The 19,942-nt window shown below is 67.8% G+C and carries 14 protein-coding genes; 8 read left to right on the top strand and 6 right to left on the bottom strand.

Features of this window, described 5'->3' with window-relative positions:
- Nucleotides 1–141: 141 nt before the first annotated feature.
- From AB0E63_RS28530 to AB0E63_RS28550, 5 genes are all read right to left on the bottom strand, one after another.
- Entirely contained in the window at nt 142–1,077 is a 936-nt protein-coding gene (locus AB0E63_RS28530) for a sugar ABC transporter permease (RefSeq protein WP_360372800.1), read from the bottom strand.
- Nucleotides 1,077–2,504: an extracellular solute-binding protein gene (locus AB0E63_RS28535; RefSeq protein WP_360372803.1), complete on the bottom strand. Its 1,428-nt coding sequence runs from the start codon at nt 2,502–2,504 to the stop codon at nt 1,077–1,079. The genes AB0E63_RS28530 and AB0E63_RS28535 overlap by 1 nt, the downstream gene beginning before the upstream one ends.
- Nucleotides 2,505–3,108: 604 nt before the next feature.
- The gene (locus AB0E63_RS28540; RefSeq protein ID WP_360372806.1) at nt 3,109–3,876 is read right to left on the bottom strand and encodes a hypothetical protein; all 768 of its coding nucleotides are present in this window, start codon (nt 3,874–3,876) and stop codon (nt 3,109–3,111) included.
- A gap of 416 nt (nt 3,877–4,292) precedes the next feature.
- Entirely contained in the window at nt 4,293–4,703 is a 411-nt protein-coding gene (locus tag AB0E63_RS28545) for a hypothetical protein (RefSeq protein WP_360372808.1), read from the bottom strand.
- 38 nt (nt 4,704–4,741) lie between these two features.
- Nucleotides 4,742–7,051 (bottom strand): DEAD/DEAH box helicase, encoded by a 2,310-nt coding sequence (locus tag AB0E63_RS28550; protein WP_360372810.1) that lies wholly within the window; start codon nt 7,049–7,051, stop codon nt 4,742–4,744.
- A gap of 190 nt (nt 7,052–7,241) precedes the next feature.
- Between AB0E63_RS28550 and AB0E63_RS28555 the strand changes: the two genes are divergently transcribed.
- The 8 genes from AB0E63_RS28555 (at nt 7,242) to AB0E63_RS28590 (ending at nt 18,445) form a co-directional block, all read left to right on the top strand.
- Entirely contained in the window at nt 7,242–7,571 is a 330-nt protein-coding gene (locus tag AB0E63_RS28555) for an STAS domain-containing protein (RefSeq protein WP_360372966.1), read from the top strand.
- Nucleotides 7,572–7,809: 238 nt separating this feature from the next.
- Nucleotides 7,810–10,113: a sodium-translocating pyrophosphatase gene (locus AB0E63_RS28560; RefSeq protein WP_360372813.1), complete on the top strand. Its 2,304-nt coding sequence runs from the start codon at nt 7,810–7,812 to the stop codon at nt 10,111–10,113.
- A gap of 318 nt (nt 10,114–10,431) precedes the next feature.
- Complete coding sequence (locus tag AB0E63_RS28565; protein ID WP_360372816.1) at nt 10,432–11,424, top strand: ATP-binding cassette domain-containing protein; 993 nt, start codon at nt 10,432–10,434, stop codon at nt 11,422–11,424.
- A 1-nt stretch (nt 11,425) separates the two neighbouring features.
- Nucleotides 11,426–12,190 (top strand): ABC transporter permease, encoded by a 765-nt coding sequence (locus AB0E63_RS28570; protein WP_360372819.1) that lies wholly within the window; start codon nt 11,426–11,428, stop codon nt 12,188–12,190.
- 182 nt (nt 12,191–12,372) lie between these two features.
- Nucleotides 12,373–13,170: a DUF2785 domain-containing protein gene (locus AB0E63_RS28575; RefSeq protein WP_360372822.1), complete on the top strand. Its 798-nt coding sequence runs from the start codon at nt 12,373–12,375 to the stop codon at nt 13,168–13,170.
- Between the two features lie 365 nt (nt 13,171–13,535).
- On the top strand, nt 13,536–14,840 hold the full coding sequence (locus tag AB0E63_RS28580; protein WP_360372969.1) for a cytochrome P450: 1,305 nt from the start codon (nt 13,536–13,538) through the stop codon (nt 14,838–14,840).
- Between the two features lie 447 nt (nt 14,841–15,287).
- On the top strand, nt 15,288–16,844 hold the full coding sequence (locus AB0E63_RS28585; protein ID WP_360372825.1) for a GGDEF domain-containing protein: 1,557 nt from the start codon (nt 15,288–15,290) through the stop codon (nt 16,842–16,844).
- A 35-nt stretch (nt 16,845–16,879) separates the two neighbouring features.
- Nucleotides 16,880–18,445, top strand: a complete 1,566-nt coding sequence (locus AB0E63_RS28590; protein WP_360372828.1) for a GGDEF domain-containing protein — start codon at nt 16,880–16,882, stop codon at nt 18,443–18,445.
- Here AB0E63_RS28590 and AB0E63_RS28595 read toward each other — a convergent pair.
- Nucleotides 18,439–19,881, bottom strand: coding sequence for a class I SAM-dependent methyltransferase (locus AB0E63_RS28595; RefSeq protein WP_360372831.1), 1,443 nt, complete (start codon nt 19,879–19,881; stop codon nt 18,439–18,441). The two genes, AB0E63_RS28590 and AB0E63_RS28595, sit on opposite strands and share 7 nt — an antisense overlap.
- Nucleotides 19,882–19,942: the final 61 nt, after the last annotated feature.

Consider the following 19,942-nt stretch of genomic DNA (forward strand, 5'->3'; position numbering starts at 1 on the left):
ACGACGAAGGCCGGCGTCATGGGGCCTCCCGGCCTGGACTGAGGAGTGGAGGGAGCGAAGCGACTGGAGCGACGAGGGAAGGCCGGGAGTTAAAGCCCCATGACCCCGCCGGCGCCGGAGGCCCGGCCAAAAGCACTGTCCTCATGCGCGCCTCCGGAGCAGCCGCAGGTAGATCAGTGAGACCAGCAGGTTCGCGATCAGCAGCAGGAACGAGATGGCCGAGGAGTACCCGAGCTCACCGCCCTGCAGAGCCACGTTGTAGATGTAGACCGGCACCGTCTCGGACTCGTGGTTGGGGCCGCCCTTGGTGAGCAGGAACGGCGAGAAGTCGTTCGCCGTCCACAGCGAGATCAGCAGCGTGTTCGTGAGCACGTGACCGCGGATGTGCGGGAACACCACGTCCCGCAGCGTCTGCCAGCCCGACGCCCCGACCATCCGCGCCGACTCGAGCTGCGACGGTGGCACGGCCTGCAACGCGGACGAGTACAACATCATCGAGAACGCCGTACCGCGCCAGGTGTTGAACACCACCAGGCAGATCATCGGGTAGTCGATCAGCCACGCGGTCCCCGGTGTACCCAGAATGCTGTTGAGCGTCCCACCGTCCCGGTCGTAGAACGCGACCCACAGGTACGCGACCACGGTCGACGGCAGGATCCACGCCAGCAGTACGAACGCTTCGACGGTCCGGCGTACGGCGGGACGCGTACGGCGCATCACCCACGCGAGTGTGAAGCCGAGGATGTTCTGGCCGATGATCGCCGAGCCGAGGACGAACAGCATCGTCAGCCACAGCGCGTTGTGGAAGACGGCGTCATTGAGCGCCTTGGTGTAGTTGGACAGCCCCACGATCGACGGCGAGACGGCCTCGACACCGGTCAACCGGTAGTTGGTGATCCCGATGTAGATCGTCCAGACCGCCGGGAAGATCAGGAACGCGCCGATCAGCAGCATGGCCGGGGCGACGAAGCCGAACGCCCGGGAGACGCCGAGCCCGGCGACGTCCAGGGCCGGCCCACGGGCCTGCCGCGCCGGCTCAGGTGCCTGAGCCGGCGCGGGTGCGGAAGCGGAAGTCATCAGTTGCCGGCGACCTTGTCCTTGCCGCCGGCCGCGGCCTCGACCGCCTTCTGGTAGGCCTGCGCGGCAGCGTCGGTGCTCTTGCCGCCGACCACGTCCGCGGTCGCCTGCTGCAGTGCGGCCGAGATCTTCGGGTACTCCGCCAGTCCGGGGCGGTACTGCGTGAGCGGCAGGACCTTCTCGGCGATGAAGCTCAGCATCGGGTCACTGGCGAGCACCTCGCTGTTCACGTCGCTGCGCTGGGTGATCTTGGCGGCGCCGTCCAGCGAGGCCTTCACCATGTCCGCGGAGTTCATGAACTGCAGCAGCTCCCAGGCCTGCTGCGGGAACTTGGTGTTCGGGTTGATCACCGTCGCGCCGCCGCCCGACATCGAGACGAAGTCCTGGCCCTTCACGCCTGCGCCCGGCAGGGCGGCCGGGATCAGCGCGTAGCCGACGGCCGAGTCGCGGTCGGCCATCTTGGCGACGCCCGCCTTCGGCTCCACCACGCTGCGCCAGAAGTAGTCGCTCTCCAGCAGGATGCCGATCTTGTTCGCGGCGAACTCGGCGAAGGACTTGTCCCGGCCCTTGGCCTCGCGCTGCAGCACCGGGTCACCGAGTCCGGTGCTGTAGATCTTGTGGTAGAAGTCCAGCACCTGGCGCAGCTTCGGGGTGTCGCCCAGCCACTTGCCGTCGGTGTTGACGGTGGCGCCGGTGCCGACCAGCAGCGGCAGCACACCCTGCATCGTGGTCGCCTCGCCCATCGCCGTACCGGCGTTGATCTGGATCGGGGTGACGCCGGACAGCTTCTTCAGCGCCTGGCCGGCGGTGATGATGTCGTCCCAGGACTTCGGCTGCCAGTCGGCGGGCAGGCCGGCCTGCTGGAACAGCTTCTTGTTGAAGTACAGCACCCGGCCGTCGGTCCCACCGGGGACGCCGTACCGCTTGCCCTCGAAGCTGCCGAGCTGCTGGACCGACTCCGGGATCTGCTTCCAGCCGTCCCAGTCGTTCACCTTGGCCTCGTCGCCGACGGTGTCGGTGAGCGGCTTGATGTAGCCGGCCTGGGCGAACTCGCCGACCCAGATGCCGTCGATCTGGAACAGGTCCGGTCCGGACTTGTTCGACAGGTCGAGCGACAGCTTCTGCTTGTAGACCTCGTCGTCGGAGCCGTCACCCTGGAACTTGACGGTGACGTCGACGCCCTTGCCCTTCTGCTCGGCGACGAACTTCGGGATCAGGACGTCCTCGAGGAAGGTGGCGCCGGCGCTGCTCTTGCCGCCCTTGACCGAGTTCGAGCCGATCGTCAGCTCGACCTTCTTGGCGTCGGAGTTGCGGTTGGCGTCCTGGTCGCCGCTGCCGGAGTCGGACGAGCCGAGGCAGCCGGTGAGCAGGGCGAGCGCCGCCGCGCCGAGAACGCCGGCGGTGGACGGCCGGGTGAGAGATCGCATCAAGGCTCCTTGCGAAAAGTGGTCCAGCGAGAGTGCCGGTCAAACATTGGCACTCCTGAGCGACTATGTGAAGACTTTTTTCCAACCCTGGGACGAACGTTTGTCCGGGGCTATAGGCAACCAACGACGGAGTGTCAAGCCCGGGCCAGGCGGGATGCATTGCGGAAGAGTTAAAGGATGCTCAAGGTTGTGTGGCAACAGGTAGTTGAGTAGATACATACCGTGACCAGCGGCGGTACGGTCTTGCCGACCGGTTCAGTGGATCGGAGGTGAACGACATGGGACTGCTGTACGGAGTTTCTTGCCTGGTGGATGACCTGCTCAGCCACTGCCACCACTGGTGGCACCACTGCTGGTGGTGACCCGACTGGCCGGCTGGTGACGGCCGCGACCGGGCTGGTGGGCCGGTGACGATCCCACCGGGCTCCCGCTGACGCGCAAGCAGCGGGGATTCCGGAATCTCCCCGAGCGCCGCTCCACCCACCCACCGAGGATCACCAGGACAACTGAACGAGAAGTGTCGATCCGAAGGAGTGAGAACAACGGCCGGCCCCGACATCGTCGGGGCCGGCCGTCCTCTGTCCGGCTGAGGATCCTCCAGGACTCAGCGTTGGGCCAACTGCATCATCTGCTTCGGCAGCGCCGTCATCTGTGCCGGGATGGGCAGCTGCGGCCGAACCAGCTGGAGCAGGCTGGAGGCCGCGTTCGCGATCGGCAGCGGCAGGGCCAGGCCCAGCGATGCCAGCAGCGCGTTCACGAGCGCCAGAACCGCGCCCAGGATGTCCAGGCCCGGCAGCGGCAGTGCGCTCCAGCCCTGGACCGGTGTACCGGCTGTCGACATGCTGCCGGTCGGTTGTGCCTGCTTGGCCTTCCCCTTGCCGAGCAGGGACGTCAGGGCGAGACCGCTGGCGGCGTTCACGAACGTGCCGGCGCCCTCGTCGTAGGTCCACTTCTGGCCGTCGCCGCTACGGCAGGGCAGCACCAGCAGTGGCGCGGAGGCCGGAACCTTCGCCAGGTCCGCACCGCTGTCCAGGCACGCGCCGGTCTTGGCAAGGGCGCCACCGACGCTCTTGCTCATCGCGACCTGCAGCTGGCCGGACTCGGTGTAGATCCACTCCTGGGTCTTGCCCTCCTTGCCCGGTGCACACGCCATCATGAGCGCCATCGGGACCTTGGCGGCCGCGACGAAGGTGAGGCAGTACCGCGTGTCGGCGCGGGTGGCGATCTGTTTCGCCACGCCCACCTCGACGCCGGGGGCGGTCGAACCGCCGGCGACCGGGTTCGCGGCCTGAGCCGGTACGGCGGTGGCCAGCGCGACGCTGACCGCGAGTACTGCCACGCCGGTGCGGCTGAACAGTTTACGGATGATCAAGACAACCTCCAGAGGTCGTGCCATCTCGAAGCGTCAGGTCGTCGGGACCCCGTGACGTGAGCCGATCCGGGTTCCGGGAACCGCGACGGACACCCCAAGCGCTGTGGGGTGGGCTGCGGGTCGATCCCCCGTGAGGAGGCGGTGTGGCCCGGAAAGCCGAAAGTGACTCAACGCGACGTTGACGCCACAACCAGTAAGGCACAGGTGTGTCGGCGGTGGTGATGGCGAGACCCCGGAACTTGATGCCAATGGCAACTAACTGCCAGGCAACAGTCGTTGCGCAGGGCATCGAAATCCGGCTGAAGACCGGCCGTGTGGCCGCCGAGTGGAGGCTGTGTTTCGATCGAGATCTTACAGCGATCTCGGGATATTCCAGTAGCTCTCTGGGTTAGTTGATGCCTTCGGCAACAGAGTTGTCAGTGCGGCTGTTTGGTGTCCTTGGGGTCCGGAGCGAGCTCCTGCTCGACCGCGAGCCGCTCGTCGGCCGGGGCTTCCCGGGTGCTTTCCAGGGCTGCGGGAGTGTCGGCGGTGGCGCCACTTTCCGTGATCTCGCCTCCGACGGTGTCACTGGGCGCGGTCGAGGCTTGGGCGCGGAGCTCGCGCATCTCCTTGCGGCGGCGGTAGCCGCGGCCGAGTCCCTTCTTCGTCAGCCAGAGACCGGCCAGCAGGGCCACCCCGGTCACCGCGCCGAGGAAGAACACGGTCGGTACGGCGACGCCGAAGTCGACGCCGAAAACCTCCAGCTTGGTCGAGGCGGTGGAGGACACCGAGACCCCTAGCCCGAACAACACGGCCAACGCGATCAGAACGATTCCGAGGACGACCATGGCAAGCTGCCTCTCCGTCCGGAGACTGCCGGACTCTTTCAGGCCTCACTGCTCAGTAGTGCGGTGAGCAGCGCGACCGCGCCGCTCTTGTCGAGTGGGTTGTTCTGGTTCCCACACTTGGGCGACTGTACGCACGACGGGCATCCATCCGTACATTCACAGTGTGCAATCGCCTCGCGTGTCGCAGTCAACCATTCGCGCGCCGAGGCGTACCCGTGTTCGGCGAATCCGGCTCCGCCCGGGTGGCCGTCGTACACGAAAACGGTGAGGCAGCCGGTGTCGGCGTGGCGCGCGGTGGAGACGCCACCGATGTCCCACCGGTCGCAGGTGGCGAAGAGTGGAAGCAGGCCGATCGACGCGTGCTCGGCCGCATGCGCCGCCCCGGGGACGTCGGCCAGCCCGAGTCCCTCGATGACGGCGTCCGGCACGGTCCACCAGACCGCCTTGGTCCGCAGCGTGCGCTCCGGCAGGTCGAGCGGCTGCTCATCGAGTACGTCGCCAGTCGCGAGCAGCTTGCGCTGGTACGAGACCACCTGGCTCTTCACCTGGACCCAGCCGCGCGACAACTCCGCCGTACCCCAGGTGCAGGTCTCCTCGGTCGCCAGGATGCTGATCTCGGTCAGATCCCGGGCGAAGGTGGTGTAGTCGGGTGAGGCCGGCTCGACGACGGCTGCGTGCTCCTCGAGGTCCAGGGTCCGGACCAGGTACGACTCACCCGCATGCACGTAGACCGCGCCCTCGTGAACCGAGGCATGCGCCGAGCCGCCGTCGACTGTGCCGAGCAGACGACCGGTCTGGTCTTCCACGATCTGCACTGTCTTCCCACCGGCTGACCTGATGTCGATGGCGTCCACAGCCCGCTCGCGGCGGGTCCAGAACCAGCCATGCGGCCGCTCGCGCAGGAGCCCTTGCCGAACCAGCTGAGCGATCACGGTTGGCGTCGTACTGCCGAAGATCTCGTTGTCGGCGGTGGTGAGAGGTAACTCCTGTGCTGCGGCGCAGAGCTGCGGACCCAGGACATACGGGTTCTCCGGGTTGAAGACTGTCGCTTCGACCGGGCGTCCGAAGATGGCGGCCGGGTGACGGACCAGATAGGTGTCCAGCGGATCATCGCGTGCGACCAGTAGGGCCAGAGCGTCGCCCCCGGCCCGGCCGGCGCGTCCGGCCTGTTGCCAGAGGGATGCGCGCGTACCAGGCCAGCCGGAGAGCAGTACGGCGTCCAGTCCGGCAATGTCGATGCCCAACTCGAGCGCATTGGTCGCAGCGACCCCGGTCAGCTCACCGCTCTGCAGCATGCTCTCGAGTCGTCGACGTTCTTCGGGCAGATAGCCCGCCCGGTACGCCGATACCTGGTCTGACAACGAAGGATCGACCTCGACGAGGTTCTCCCGCGCTGTCATCGCGACTGTCTCCGCACCACGCCGAGATCGGACGAACGCCACGGTCCGCACGCCTGACACGACCAGATCGGTCAGGAGGTCGGCCACCTCGGCTGTGGCGGAACGCCGTACCGGAGCGCCGTTCTCGCCGCGCAGTGAGGTCAGCGGCGGCTCCCACAGGCCGAAGGAGATGCCACCGCGAGGAGAGCCGTCCTCCACCACCTCCGCCATCGGCAGACCGGTCAGTCGCTCGCCGGACACCGCCGGCTCGGCCACCGTCGCCGAAGCGCAGATGAAGATCGGATGGGCGCCGTACTGCGCACAGACCCGACGCAATCGGCGCAGTACGCCCGCAACGTGCGCACCGAAGACACCGCGATAGTGGTGACACTCGTCGACCACGACGTACTGCAGGCAGCCCAGGAAGCGTGCCCAGCGCTGGTGGTTCGGCAGGACCGAGCGGTGCAGCATGTCGGGATTGCTGAGCACGTACGTCGCGTGGTCGCGAGCCCAGTCGCGTTCGGTGCGCTCCGAGTCGCCGTCCAGCGTCGTCGCCCGCAGACCAGGCACCGTGTACGACGAGACCGCCCGGAGTTGGTCATGCGCCAGAGCCTTGGTGGGGGACAAGTACAGAACAGAGGCGATCCGGCGATGCGGCGACGCGGCCTGCGCGATGCTCAAGGTGGCGAACGCGGGCAGGAGATAGCCGAGCGACTTGCCCGATGCAGTGCCGGTCGCGACCACGACATGCTTCCCGCTGTACGCCGCTTCCGCGGTGGCGACCTGATGAGTCCACGGTGCGGTGATCCCGGCATCGGCGAGCTGGCCGAGCACGTCGTCCGGGACCCAGCGCGGCCAAGCACACGTTTGTCCCAGCCGCGGCGGCACGGACTCGACATGCGTGAGCCGATCGTCGCGGCCGTTCGCCAACCGCTTGAGCACAGCCGCCGCCTCACCTCCCGCACGCATACCGCGAGCCTAGTCCTGACTGCGGACAGTTGCTTCAGGCGTGCACGGGCGTGTGCACGCGCCGGATGCACGGCTCATTTCGCCGACAAGAATCGACTTCGGACGGGCGAGATGAAAGAGTTTTGAGCAACGGCCCTACTCACGGTCCGTACATGGTTGAATGCAGCAGTTCACGGGATCGGAGGCCGAAGTGGATCTGTCGCTGACCGCGCGCGCCGAGGGCGGGCGCACCGTCATCGAGGTGGCGGGGGAGATCGACGTCTACACCGCACCGAAGCTCCGGGAGAAGATCGCGACCCTCGTCGACGACGGTGAACACCACCTGGTGATCGACCTGGAACGCGTGGACTTCCTGGACTCCACCGGCCTCGGTGTGCTCGTCGGCGGACTGAAACGCGTCCGCACTCACGACGGATCCCTGTCCCTGGTCTGCACCCAGGAACGGCTGCTCAAGATCTTCCGGATCACCGGCCTGACCAAGGTCTTCGACATCCACCCGGACGTCGCCTCGGCGATCTGACCGAAGCGAAAAGGTGTCCACAGCACTACGAAGCGTGAGGAGGCGAGCGGGGGCGAGGGGGAGATCTTGCCCCGCCGCTCGGGTATGGCGTAGACCACCCTGTCGTCAGGTCTGGTCGGATACCCGTTAGAGTGACCCACCGCGCCAGTTCCTTGGTGCTGTGTCGTATTTTCCCAACCCTTCGGTTGCGGCAGACGGGGGCCGTCAAGCCTGCATGGGTTGCCTACAAGGAGGACGGATGTCCGCGCTGCTTGCTCCACAAGCGGTGGATCTTTCGTCGAGCAACACCACACTGGTGATCGTCGTCGGAGTGATCGCGATCCTCGCGGTCGCCATTGCGATGGTCTTCCGGGGCCAGGTGCTTGCCGCGAACGATGGCACCGAGAACATGAAGACGATCGCCGCAGCGGTCCAGGAAGGCGCATCGGCCTTTCTGAGCCGGCAGTTCCGGACGTTGTCGATCTTCGCCGTGGTCGCGTTTCTGTTGCTGTTCCTGTTGCCCGCGCACACTGACGGCGACAACGAGACGACGCTGAAGATCTTCCGATCCGTCTTCTTCCTGGTCGGTGCGGGCTTCTCCGCCCTGATCGGCTACCTGGGCATGTGGCTCGCGACGCGCGCCAACGTCCGGGTCGCCGCGGCCGCCCGGGACGAGGGCCGCGAGCCCGCCATGCGGGTGGCCTTCCGCACCGGTGGCACCGTCGGCATGGCGACTGTGGGCTTCGGCCTGTTCGGCGCCGCGCTCGTCGTACTGCTGTTCAAGGGTGACGCCCCGACCGTGCTCGAGGGCTTCGGTTTCGGTGCCGCGATGCTGGCCATGTTCATGCGGGTCGGCGGCGGTATCTTCACCAAGGCCGCCGACGTCGGCGCCGACCTGGTCGGCAAGGTCGAGCAGAACATCCCGGAGGACGACCCCCGCAACGCGGCGACCATCGCCGACAACGTGGGCGACAACGTCGGTGACTGCGCCGGTATGGCGGCCGACCTGTTCGAGTCGTACGCCGTGATGCTGGTGGCCTCGCTGATCCTGGGCAAGGCCGCGTTCGGCGAGCAGGGCCTGATCTTCCCGCTGATCGTGCCGGCCATCGGTGCCGTCACCGCGGTCATCGGTGTCTTCCTGACCCGCCCGCGGACCGGCGAGAACGGCCTGCGCACGATCAACCGCGCGTTCTACATCTCCGCGCTGGTCTCCGCGATCCTCTGTACGGTGGCCGCGTTCGTCTACCTGCCGAGCAGCTTCAAGGACCTGACCGGGGCGACCGATGTAATCGCCGCCCACGACGGCGACCCGCGGCTGATCGCCACCGTCTCCGTCATCATCGGCATCGTGCTGGCGGCCATCATCCTGGCCCTGACCGGTTACTTCACCGGCACCGAGGACAAGCCGGTCCAGGACGTCGGCAAGACGTCGCTGACCGGTGCCGCCACCGTGATCCTGTCCGGTATCTCGGTCGGCTTCGAGTCCGCCGTCTACACCGCCGTGGTGATCGCGGCGGCCGTGTACGGCGCCTTCCTGGTCGGCGGCTCGGGTGTGGTCGCGCTGTTCGCGATCGCGCTGGCCGGTTGTGGTCTGCTCACCACCGTCGGCGTCATCGTCGCGATGGACACCTTCGGCCCGGTCTCCGACAACGCGCAGGGCATCGCCGAGATGTCCGGTGACGTGGACGGCGAGGCGGCCCAGATCCTGACCGAGCTGGACGCCGTCGGCAACACCACCAAGGCCATCACCAAGGGCATCGCGATCGCGACCGCCGTACTGGCCGCGACCGCCCTGTTCGGTTCCTACACCGACTCGATCCGGTCCTCGCTGGGCGAGAACTACGCGAAGTTCGAGGCGGACGCACTGGTGTTCAACCCGGCCACTCTGGTCGGCCTGATCCTCGGCGCCGCAGTGGTGTTCATGTTCTCCGGTCTGGCCATCAACGCCGTCGGCCGCGCCGCCGGCGCGGTGGTCTACGAAGTCCGTCGCCAGTTCCGCGACATCCCCGGGATCATGGATGGCACCGGTAAGCCGGAGTACGGCAAGGTCGTGGACATCTGCACCCGCGACTCGCTGCGGGAGCTGGCGACCCCGGGTCTGCTCGCGCTGACCGCGCCGATCGCCGTCGGCTTCGGCCTCGGCGCCGCACCGCTGGCCGGCTACCTGGCCGGTGCGATCGGTGCCGGCACCCTGATGGCGGTCTTCCTGGCCAACTCCGGTGGTGCCTGGGACAACGCCAAGAAGCTGGTCGAGGACGGCAATCACGGCGGCAAGGGTTCGCCCGCGCACGAGGCCACCGTCATCGGTGACACCGTCGGTGACCCGTTCAAGGACACCGCCGGCCCGGCCATCAACCCGCTGATCAAGGTGATGAACCTGGTCTCGGTGCTGATCGCCCCGGCCGTCGTCGGCCTGTCGTCGATCGGTGACGACACCAATACCGGCCTGCGGATCGGCATCGCCCTGGTCGCAGTGGCGATCCTGGTCGCGGCCGTGATTGTCTCCAAGCGTCGCGAGTCGGTCATCTCCGAGACTCCGGCCGAGGTGAACGCAGCCGCGTAAAGCAGCAGGAGAACGGCCCGTCGTTTGTCTACGACGGGCCGTTCTTTTTTTGGCAGTGTCTTCCAGCTTCGCTCCCTGACAGACCGAAGTACGTCGTTCGTCGACTTTCGGCTGATGCGCGCCGGTGCGTGGATAGGGGATCGTCGGGGTCGTGGTCAGGGCTTTAACCGATGGCAGCCCGATCCGGACGGACGGCAGAATCAACCCACGGGTGGACACACCGGCTCCGCCCCGGGTCCGATGATCTGGACCGGTCAGACCTCGATACTGAGATACGACACAGGACTACCGACGCGCCACCGAACGAGGAGTACGGCGATGATCGAGGCAAAGGGCCTCACCAAGCGATACGGCGCAACCGTTGCCGTTGACAACCTGTCTTTCGAGGTGAAACCCGGCAAGGTGACCGGCTTCCTCGGCCCGAACGGGGCCGGCAAGTCGACCACCATGCGGATGATCCTCGGTCTGGACACCCCGACCGGTGGCACCGTCACGATCGACGGCCAGCGCTACCGGGACCTGCATCGGCCGCTGACCAAGGTCGGCGCGCTGCTGGACGCCAAGTGGGTGCACCCGAACCGATCGGCTAGGTCCCACCTGGCCTGGATGGCGGCGTCCAACAAGCTGCCGAAGGATTCCGTCGACAAGGTGCTGGAAATGGTCGGCCTGACCACGGTCGCGAACAAGCGGGCCGGCGCCTACTCGCTGGGTATGTCGCAGCGGCTCGGCATTGCCGGCGCCCTGCTCGGCGACCCGGAGGTGCTGCTGTTCGACGAGCCGGTGAACGGCCTCGACCCCGAGGGCATCGTCTGGATCCGTACCTTCATGCACCGGCTGGCCGGCGAGGGCCGGACCGTGCTGGTGTCCAGCCACCTGCTGTCCGAGATGGCGCTCACCGCCGAGGAACTGATCGTCATCGGCCGCGGCAAGCTGATCGCGCAGAGCACCACCCAGGAGTTCGTCGACCGCGCCAGCGGTACGACGGTCAAGGTGCGGACCCCGCAGCTCGACCAACTGGCCGGCGTACTGCACGGGCAGCAGCTGGTGACCCGGATCGAGGACGTCGAGGACCAGGGCAAGGTCCTGTTCGTCGAGGGTGACCTGACCACCGACGAGGTCGGTGAGACAGCCGCCGCGCATGGCATCGTGCTGCACGAGCTGACGCTGCAGCGCGGCTCGCTGGAGCAGGCGTTCATGCAGATGACCGGCGACTCGGTCCAGTACCACGCGCACGACGAGGTCGCCGCGGTGACCCAGCTCGACGCGCCCACCGACGCTGAGGTGGCCGCGGGTCCGAAGGAGGACAACTGACATGTCGGTGATCACAGTCGAGCGGATCAAGCTCTTCTCCACCCGCTCGCCGTGGTGGTGCATGGTCATCGCGGCCTTCCTGACCGTCGGGTTCGCGGCGCTGACGACCGGCTTCCTCAAGGGCGACGAGGAACAGCAGGCGACGATCTTCATCACCCAGCCGGGCGCCCAGCTCAGCCAGATGGTGATGATGGTGATGGCCGCGCTGGCCGTCACGACGGAGTACCGGTTCGGCACCATCCGGACCAGCTTCCAGGCCGTTCCGCAGCGTGCCGCGCTGCTGCTCGGCAAGACCGCGGTGGTCGCGTTCCTGGCCGCGGTGGTCGGTCTGATCGCGTCCTTCGGCGCCTGGGGCATCGGCAGCCTGTTCGCGAGCAACGCGGACCTGTCGATCAACACCGGTGCCGAGTGGCGGCTGCTGGCCGGGCAGGGCCTGGTCTTCGCGATCTCCGCGGTGATCGCGGTGGCGGTCGGCATCCTGATCCGGCAGAGCGCCGGTGCGATCGCGATCCTGATCCTCTGGCCGCTGCTGGTCGAGAACCTGGTCAACCTGATCCCGAAGGTCGGCGACGACCTGGCCAAGTGGGCGCCGTTCGCGAACGGCAGCTCGTTCCTCAACCAGGGGCAGGACTTCGGTCTGGCCGGACAGGGCGCGGGCGGCAGCGACTTCGCGCTCAGCCCCTGGTGGGCCCTGCTGTACTTCGCCGGCTGGGCGGCCGCGCTGATGCTCATCGCGCTGTTCACGGCGAGCAAGCGGGACGCCTGACACACCAAGACGACCCCGGCCGAGTTGAGGGGCCCGGCCGGGGGCGCGTGGCCCGGCCGGGCTGAGGGGTCCTGGCCGCTGCGGCCCGTGGAACATCTGGGAGACCGGATGTGCCACGGGCCGTTCCTTTGTCGGCGGCCAGGGGTGGCGAGGTGGACTGCGGAGCGTCTAGCGTGCCGCGCATGACCGACTGGGCGCGGCTGCGCGATGACGGGTACGTGGTTCCGGAAGATCGTTCGGTGGACGAGCTGGTCGCGGAACTGGCCGGAATGCTGCGGTCACCGGATCCGACGGTGCGGGACCGGCAGGCGTACGCGATCCTCGCCACCTGGATCGGCCGCGGTGTGTTCTCGGACCACCAGCTGCGCGCCCTCGGCGACGCGATGGTCCCGCGGTTCGGCGACAGCGAGGTCCAGGTCCGTACGTTCGCTCCGTTGATCCTGGACGCGATCGTCTCCGCCGGTGTCTTCGAGGCGAGCTGGGTGCCGCCGTTCGAACGCTGGTACGTCGCTGAGGAGGACCTGCGCGGGTACGACGCCAAGCTCGGCTGGCTGCACGCCGTCGCCCACGGTGCGGACCTGCTCGGCACCCTGGGGCTGCACTCCGCGGTCGAGCCCGTCCAGATGCTCCGCCTGGGGATTGGCCGCCTGCTGACGCCGACCGGGCACGTCCTGCGCGACATGGAAGACGATCGCCTCGGGTATGCCCTGGCGGCCACCCTCACCCGCACCGAGCTCACCGACGCCGACGCCACCGAGTGGCTCGATCCGGCGTTGCGTGCGTTCTCCAACCCACCCGCGGAAGGCATTGCGCCGGAGGTCACCAACACCATCCGGACTCTGCGAGCGCTCTACGTTCTCGTCGACCACGGCATCCGGGTGCCGACCGGCGCGGGGATCCTCACGCGCATTCCCCAACGCGACGCGGTGAAAGCCAAGATCACCGAGGTCATTCGCGTGGTTACGCCGTACTACCTGTGAGATCGAGCTCTCGTCCGGCGTGCGCTCGGGGTAAGGCTACCCTGAATTAGTGTGTGCACGGTTCGCTGTTCATAGCAGCAGACCGCGGGTGGGCGGCGCATCCTACTTTCGGCTGTGATTTCCCTGAAGTACCCCTGAGGTAGGGCGCGCCGCACGCCCGGGCGAGGTACAGGTGGATACCGGTGGAAGCTTGGATCTCGTCTGTGACAAGGTCTGTGCTGGCACGACCATGGACCCCTCCCATGGTGGTGCCAACGCCACTACCCGAGTAGTGCCAACACCATCAGATCTGGTCCTTGGCGACGCTAGTTTTTAGGTGACAAAGCCGTTGGGGGCAAGCGGTTCAGAGAGGGCGCGTGGAAGTCATGGTTGTGACATACCTGAAGAAATGGGTGGGCAACCGCATTCTCAGTAGGACCACCCGAAAGGGTGGTCTCGACCTGTCGAAGATGCGGATGATCCCGAGTTCGGTCTCGATGCCGCTGCGCCGTACCGGCGTTGACCCGGTGCCGGCGCTGGCCGAGGTGCGCGAGACCGAGCCGGTGCACAAACTGGCCCACCTGTTCGGGATGAACGTGTGGGTGGTGAGCGGCCACGCCGAGGCGAAGGCCGTGCTCGCCGACACCACGAACTTCAGCAACGACATCCGGCCGCTGGTCGGCTCGGACCCGAACAAGCCGTCGGAGGGGATCGGCGGTCTCGGATTCACGGACCCGCCGGACCACACCCGGCTGCGCAAGCTGCTGACACCCGAGTTCACCAAGCGCCGGCTGGCCCGGCTGGAGCCGGCGATCGAGAAGATCGTCAACGACCAGCTGGACCTGATGGAGGCCAAGGGACCGGTCGCCGACATCGTCTCGGACTTCGCCTTCAACGTGCCGTTCCTGCTGATCGCGGACCTGCTCGGGGTCGAGGAGTCCGACCGCGATCGGTTCCGCGCGCTCGGACCGGCCCGGTTCGACCTGTCCGGTGGCGGGATCGGGGTGTTCGGGTCGGCTTCGGAGTCGCGGGACTTCCTGTTCGAGATCGTGCGCAAGCAGCGGGCGAACCCCGGTGACGGGCTGATCGGGTCGATCATCCGCGAGCAGGGTGACGACATCGACGACATCGAGCTCGGTGGGCTCGCGGACGGGGTGTTCCTCGGCGGGTACGAGACGTCGGCGAGCATGCTCGCGCTCGGCACGCTGGTGCTGCTGCGCGACCCGGAGAACTTCGAACGGATCCGGAACGAGCCCGGCGCGGTCGACGGGATCGTCGAGGAGCTGCTGCGCTACCTGACCGTCGTCCAGGTCGCGTTCCCGCGGTTCGCACGGCACGACCAGGAGCTGTTCGGCCAGCAGGTCAAGAAGGGCGACCTGGTCGCGGTGTCGCTGTCCGGCGCCGACCGGGACAAGCAGGTTTTCGGCGACGACGCCGAGGACTTCTACCCACGCCGTACGGTGTCGTCCGCGCACCTGGCCTTCGGCCACGGCATGCACCGCTGCGTCGGCGCCGAACTCGCCCGGATGGAACTCCGCGCCGCCTTCACGGCGCTCGCCCACCGCTTCCCCGACCTCTCCCTCGCCGTCCCCGAAGAACAACTCCGCTTCCGCGACTTCTCCATCGTCTACGGCGTAGAAACCCTCCCCGTCCAACTCCACGCCACCACCACCCAACAAGCCGCCGGCTAACACCCCAACCACCGCTAACCCAACCACCGCAACCCCAGCCGCCGCGAAGCAGACCGCTCCGCGGCGGCTGTTCCGTTGGCCGGTTCGCGGGGCTGGGGACACCTGCTGGTGGGCTTAGACAAGCAATAACCTGTCCAAGCCCACCGCCAGGTGTCCCCACCTACCGGTACCTGTTCCAGCCCACCACCAGGTGTGTCACCCCACCGGTGCCTGTCCCACCCCACCAGTGCCTGTCTGACGCCCCACGTGCCTGTCCCAACCCCCTCCAGGGCCGGTTCTTACGGAACTGGGGGTTCTTGTGGGTAGTGAATTGATGGCACTAGGTGGTCGGTGGCCGGTTCGGGTCGTGACAGGAGTGGGGGTGGGTGGTCACAATGGGCGGTCCGGCCCGAGGTGCGGGTGGGGGAGACAGGGAAGGCCGTCGGCGGGGTTATGGGTAGTGGCGAGATGGCGACGGATGACGCGCTGACCGCCCGGATCGCCGCCGCGATGACATCGGCCCAGTCGGGTGGGCATGCGATCGCGGCAGTCGAGATCCAGGTGATCCGGGCCGAGCTCGGTGGTGTGCCGAGCTACCACCTCGCGGCCGCGGAGTACGTGCGTGGCGTCACGGCGCACCACGCGAGCGATGCCGACGAGGCACTCCGGGCGGTCGACGACTGCATCGCGGTCGGGAAGGCGATCGACGAGCCGGGCTGGGAAGCGAACGCGCTGCCGATCCGGATCATCAACCTGGCCCGCAGCGGCCGTGGCGGCGACACGGTCAACGACCTGGTCACGGCCGAGCACGCCCTCAGCCGGACCAAGGACGCCGGACTGACCGCGTGGGCGCACACCGGCCTCGGCTACGCGTACGACGTCCTGAGACTTTTCGAACTGTGCATCCCGCATTACGAGCGGGCCACTCAGCTCGACGACGACGTGTTCGACCTGGCCGAGTCCGAGGCGATCGACCGGCTGAACCTGGCCGAGACGTACCTGCGATGGGCCCACGAACTCGAGCGGCTCGGCGACCCGTCGTACGGCCAGGAGATCCAGGAGCGCCTCGCCTCGGCGGCGTACTGGTCGCGCGAGGCGCAGCGGGTGATCGTCGAGGACGAGAGCCAGGAGTTCTGGCGGCTGTCGGCCCAACTGTGGCTCGCGGCGGCCGCCACCCGAGCCGATCCGGCCGACGCGGTCACCGAATTGACCGCGTGCCGCGACGAGATCAGCAAGCTGGGTGAGACCGAGCGGCTTTCGATCGCCGGCGCGTACCTGGCCAGAGCGTTGCAGGCCGATGGCAAACCGGACGAAGCCAGGGCGGCGGCGGATCGGGCCGCGGACGACCTGATTCCGTTGGCCGACCCATCGACTCACCTGCTCGTGCTGCACACCAGGGCGGAGATCGCCGCGGCCGGCGGTGAGCCGGGAGCCGTGATCGGCTTGGAGTACGCGCGCTCGGAGGCCCGGGGCTGGTGGGAGGAGCGGCAGCGGGCGCTGAACGCCGTACGGCATGCGCTTGCCACCCGCGACCTGTCCGCACGGCACGACGCCGAGTGGCACGCGGCGCGGCATGATCCGCTGACCGGCGTGGGGAATCGGCGCGCCCTCGACGAGCGGCTGACCGCCGCGCGGGACTCGGGCCGCGCGGTGACGTTGCTGGCCCTCGATGTCGACGATCTCAAGCTGGTGAACGACACTTACGGGCACGCCTGCGGGGACGAATTGCTGCAGGTTGTTGCAAATCTCCTGGTAGAACAAGCGCGAGCGACCGATGCCGTGATTCGATCGGGGGGCGACGAGTTCTTCGTAGTGCTCGACCAGCCCGATGCCAAGGGTGGTGCGCAGTTGGCTGAGCGGATCCGGACTGCGGTCGCCGCGATCGCGGCCACGACGGGCAAGCCCTGGCTGGGGCGGCTCGGACTGAGCATCGGGTACGCCGCGACCGCGGAAGGCGCCGGTGTGGATCAGTTGGTCGCCACGGCGGATCGGCGTCTGTACGGCGACAAGCGCCGCAAGAGGTGAGGCCGGAGGAGTTCGGGGCACGCAGGGGAGGTGTGGTGCGCGAGACGTCGGGGGTGACGGCACGAATCGCTGAGGCGATGACGCGAGCCCAGTCGGGCCATCCGGCCGAGGCCGGGCTGGAGATCAGCGCGCTGCTGGCCGAGCTCGGCCCGGAGCCGAGCCACGAGCGGGCCGCGGCCGAGTACGTGCGGGCTGTCGCGGCCCATCACGCCACTGACGCGATTGAGGCGCTGGACGCGGTCGATGGCTGCATCCGGGTCGCCCGCGCGATCGACGAGCCGGGCTGGGAGGCGAACGCGATCGCGATCCGGATCGTCACGCTGATCCGCACCGGTGAGGGTGGTGACTCGGTCGCCGACCTGGTCGCCGCGGAGAACGCGCTGTCGCGGACCCGCGATCTCGGACTGGCCGGCTGGGCCCACACCGGCCTCGGTTACGCCTACGACCTGCTCCGGCTGTACGAGTTGTGCATCCCACACTTCGAGCTCGCCGCAGAAGGCGATCACGATCCGCTCGGACTGGCCGAGGCGCCGGCGATCAACCGGCTCAATCTGGCCGAGTCCAATCTCCGTTGGGCGCACGAGCTCGAGCGCCTCGGCGACACGACGTACGACGAGGAGATCAGGGAGCGGAAGCGGTCCGCGCACCGGTGGGCCGGTGAGGCGATCGACGTGATCGTGCGCGACGACCTGCTCGGTTACTGGCCGATCGCCGGGCGGATGTGGCTGGCCGCCAGCAATGACGAGACCGATGCCGCCGAGGCGGCGGTGATCCTCAAGGACTGCAGGGACCAGCTGGCCAAGCTGGGTGACCTGGAGCTGGCTGCGATCGCGGGAGCCTACCTGGCCAAGGCGTACGCCGCTACTGGGCGGCTGGACGACGCTATAGAGGCCGCGGCGCGGGCTGGGAGCGATCTGCCACCGACATCCGATCCGCCGGCGGAGGCACTGGTCCGCCACACGGCCGTGCAGATCGTGGCGCAGTCAGGTGATGCCGGAGCGTTGACCGGGCTGCAGTACGCGCGTGCGATCACCAGGGGTTGGTGGGCGGAGCGGTTACGCGGGCTGTACGCCGTACGCAGCGCACTGGCCAACCATGAGCTGTCGATCCGGCATGACGCGGAGTGGCGCGCCGCACGGGAGGATCCGCTCACCGGTGTGGGCAATCGCCGGGCCCTGGACGAGCGGATGTCCGTCGCGCACGACGCCGGCCGTTCGGTGGCAGTGGTCGCGATCGACGTGGACAACCTCAAGGTGATCAACGACAGCTACGGACATGCGTGCGGTGACGACGTACTCCGGCGGGTCGGCCACCTGTTGTCGGAGCAGTGCCGGGCCGAGGACGTGGTCGCGCGGGCCGGTGGGGACGAGTTCGTCGTCGTACTGGACAAGCCGGACGAGCGCGGTGCGCGGGAGATGGTGGAGCGGATCAAGGCCGCCGCGGAGCGGGAGGCTGCGCGGGCCGTCGAGCCGTGGTTCGCGCTGCTGCGGCTCAGCATCGGGCAGGCGAGCAGCACCGACGGTACGCCGGTGGCCGACTTGCTGACCGAGGCCGACCGGCGGATGTACGCCGAGAAGCGCCGGCGCCGGCGTACTCAGTAGTCCAGAAAGCCTTCTACGACAAGGCGTCCGACCTCCGGGAGGTAGTCCCGGTATACATCCTGCAATGGACGATCGAGCAGGTCGGCCAGCGCACCGAGGATCTGGCCAACGCTCAGATCGCCGTCACAGGCACCCACGAAGCCGGCCAGTACTGTGTCCGCCTGCTCGGCCCGCCGCATCCCGCGTTGCCTGCGCAGCACGATCGTCGCGGGGTCCTCGGCACCTGGCTGTCCACTGGTCTCCTGGACGACGTCGTCCGCCAGCACCAGGTGCAGCCCGGTCAGGTCCTTCGGGAGCCCTTCGGTTCGCTCGAATCGCCTGAGCACATGCGGTCCGATGGGACGCTCGATCTCATACGGCCACGCCTCGGCTTCGAGGGAGCCTTCCACGTTGTGCAAGGTGATCCAGCCCATGCCGATCGCCTCAACACTCTGCTCGTCCAGCCACCGTAGCCATGCGTCGTACCTGGCCGTGTATTCAGGCGACCCGTGCAGACCGGCGTCGCGCAGCCACAACTCGACGTACTCTGATGGGTCCAGTTGCTCGCGCTGCACTGCCCACGCGGACCGGTCTCCCGTCCAGCCGGCGATCCGGTCCTGCCAGTCCTCACCACGCACACAGGTCCAGTTGGCCAGCAGCTGACACCAGCCGCCTTCGGTCAAATGGTACGGCGCCTGTCGCACCAGTTGCTCGACCACGGCGTCACCTGCGAACCCGGTCTCGCGGTAAGTCAGCCCCTCGCCCGGTGGCGAGATCACGTACGGCGGATTGCTCACGATCAAGTCGAACCGCTCGTCGTGGACCGGCTCGTACAGACTGCCCGCGCGAACGTCGAGGTCGATCCGGTTCAGCGCGGCCGTCCACCGAGCGAGCTGGAGTGCGCGCGGGTTGACGTCGGTGGCGACGAGCTGGTTGACCCGGTCGGCCAGGTGTAGCGACTGGATCCCACAGCCGGTGCCGATGTCGAGGGCCCGCTCGGCCTTGATCGGCACGGTCAGGTGGATCAGGCTCAGGCTGGCCGGCGCGATCCCGAGCACGTAGTCCGGCCGCATCGGCTCCCGTCGCCCGTCGAGCCCGGGCGTCAGGTCGGCGATCACCCACCACTGCCGGTCGTCCTCCGCGAACGGCCGGATGTCGAGCACCGCCCGTACTCGCCCTTGGCTGATCGTGATGATGCCAAGAGCAACCAGATCAAGGCCGGGAAACGCCTGTGTAACAAGGGATTCCGGTACGTCGCGTTGCAGCAGGAACAACCGGATCATCGTGTCGAGGGCATCACCTGACGAGGTACGCCGACTCGCAAGAGTCGTCTCGTTGCGAGCCAGCGCACCATTCGCCTGCTCGCCAAGCCGCGCAGCAACTCCCTCGACCGTGTACCCGGCCCGCGCGAACGCCTGCCGCAGCGCATCCACGTCCATCCCCGTCAGTTCACTCACACCCCCCATCCTCCCACCACGCACCCCGGTCCGCCCCGTCCCCCACAGAACCGCAAACCCT

The organism is Kribbella sp. NPDC026596, assembly GCF_040638415.1.
Taxonomy (GTDB): domain Bacteria; phylum Actinomycetota; class Actinomycetes; order Propionibacteriales; family Kribbellaceae; genus Kribbella.

Excerpts from the sequence above, each read along its gene's own strand:
- AB0E63_RS28530 (WP_360372800.1), bottom strand. The coding sequence starts at position 1,077 with ATGACTTCCGCTTCCGCACCCGCGCCGGCTCAGGCACCTGAGCCGGCG.
- AB0E63_RS28535 (WP_360372803.1), bottom strand. The coding sequence starts at position 2,504 with ATGCGATCTCTCACCCGGCCGTCCACCGCCGGCGTTCTCGGCGCGGCG.
- AB0E63_RS28545 (WP_360372808.1), bottom strand. The coding sequence starts at position 4,703 with ATGGTCGTCCTCGGAATCGTTCTGATCGCGTTGGCCGTGTTGTTCGGG.
- AB0E63_RS28550 (WP_360372810.1), bottom strand. The coding sequence starts at position 7,051 with ATGCGTGCGGGAGGTGAGGCGGCGGCTGTGCTCAAGCGGTTGGCGAAC.
- AB0E63_RS28560 (WP_360372813.1), top strand. The coding sequence starts at position 7,810 with ATGTCCGCGCTGCTTGCTCCACAAGCGGTGGATCTTTCGTCGAGCAAC.
- AB0E63_RS28565 (WP_360372816.1), top strand. The coding sequence starts at position 10,432 with ATGATCGAGGCAAAGGGCCTCACCAAGCGATACGGCGCAACCGTTGCC.
- AB0E63_RS28570 (WP_360372819.1), top strand. The coding sequence starts at position 11,426 with ATGTCGGTGATCACAGTCGAGCGGATCAAGCTCTTCTCCACCCGCTCG.
- AB0E63_RS28575 (WP_360372822.1), top strand. The coding sequence starts at position 12,373 with ATGACCGACTGGGCGCGGCTGCGCGATGACGGGTACGTGGTTCCGGAA.
- AB0E63_RS28580 (WP_360372969.1), top strand. The coding sequence starts at position 13,536 with ATGGTTGTGACATACCTGAAGAAATGGGTGGGCAACCGCATTCTCAGT.
- AB0E63_RS28585 (WP_360372825.1), top strand. The coding sequence starts at position 15,288 with ATGGCGACGGATGACGCGCTGACCGCCCGGATCGCCGCCGCGATGACA.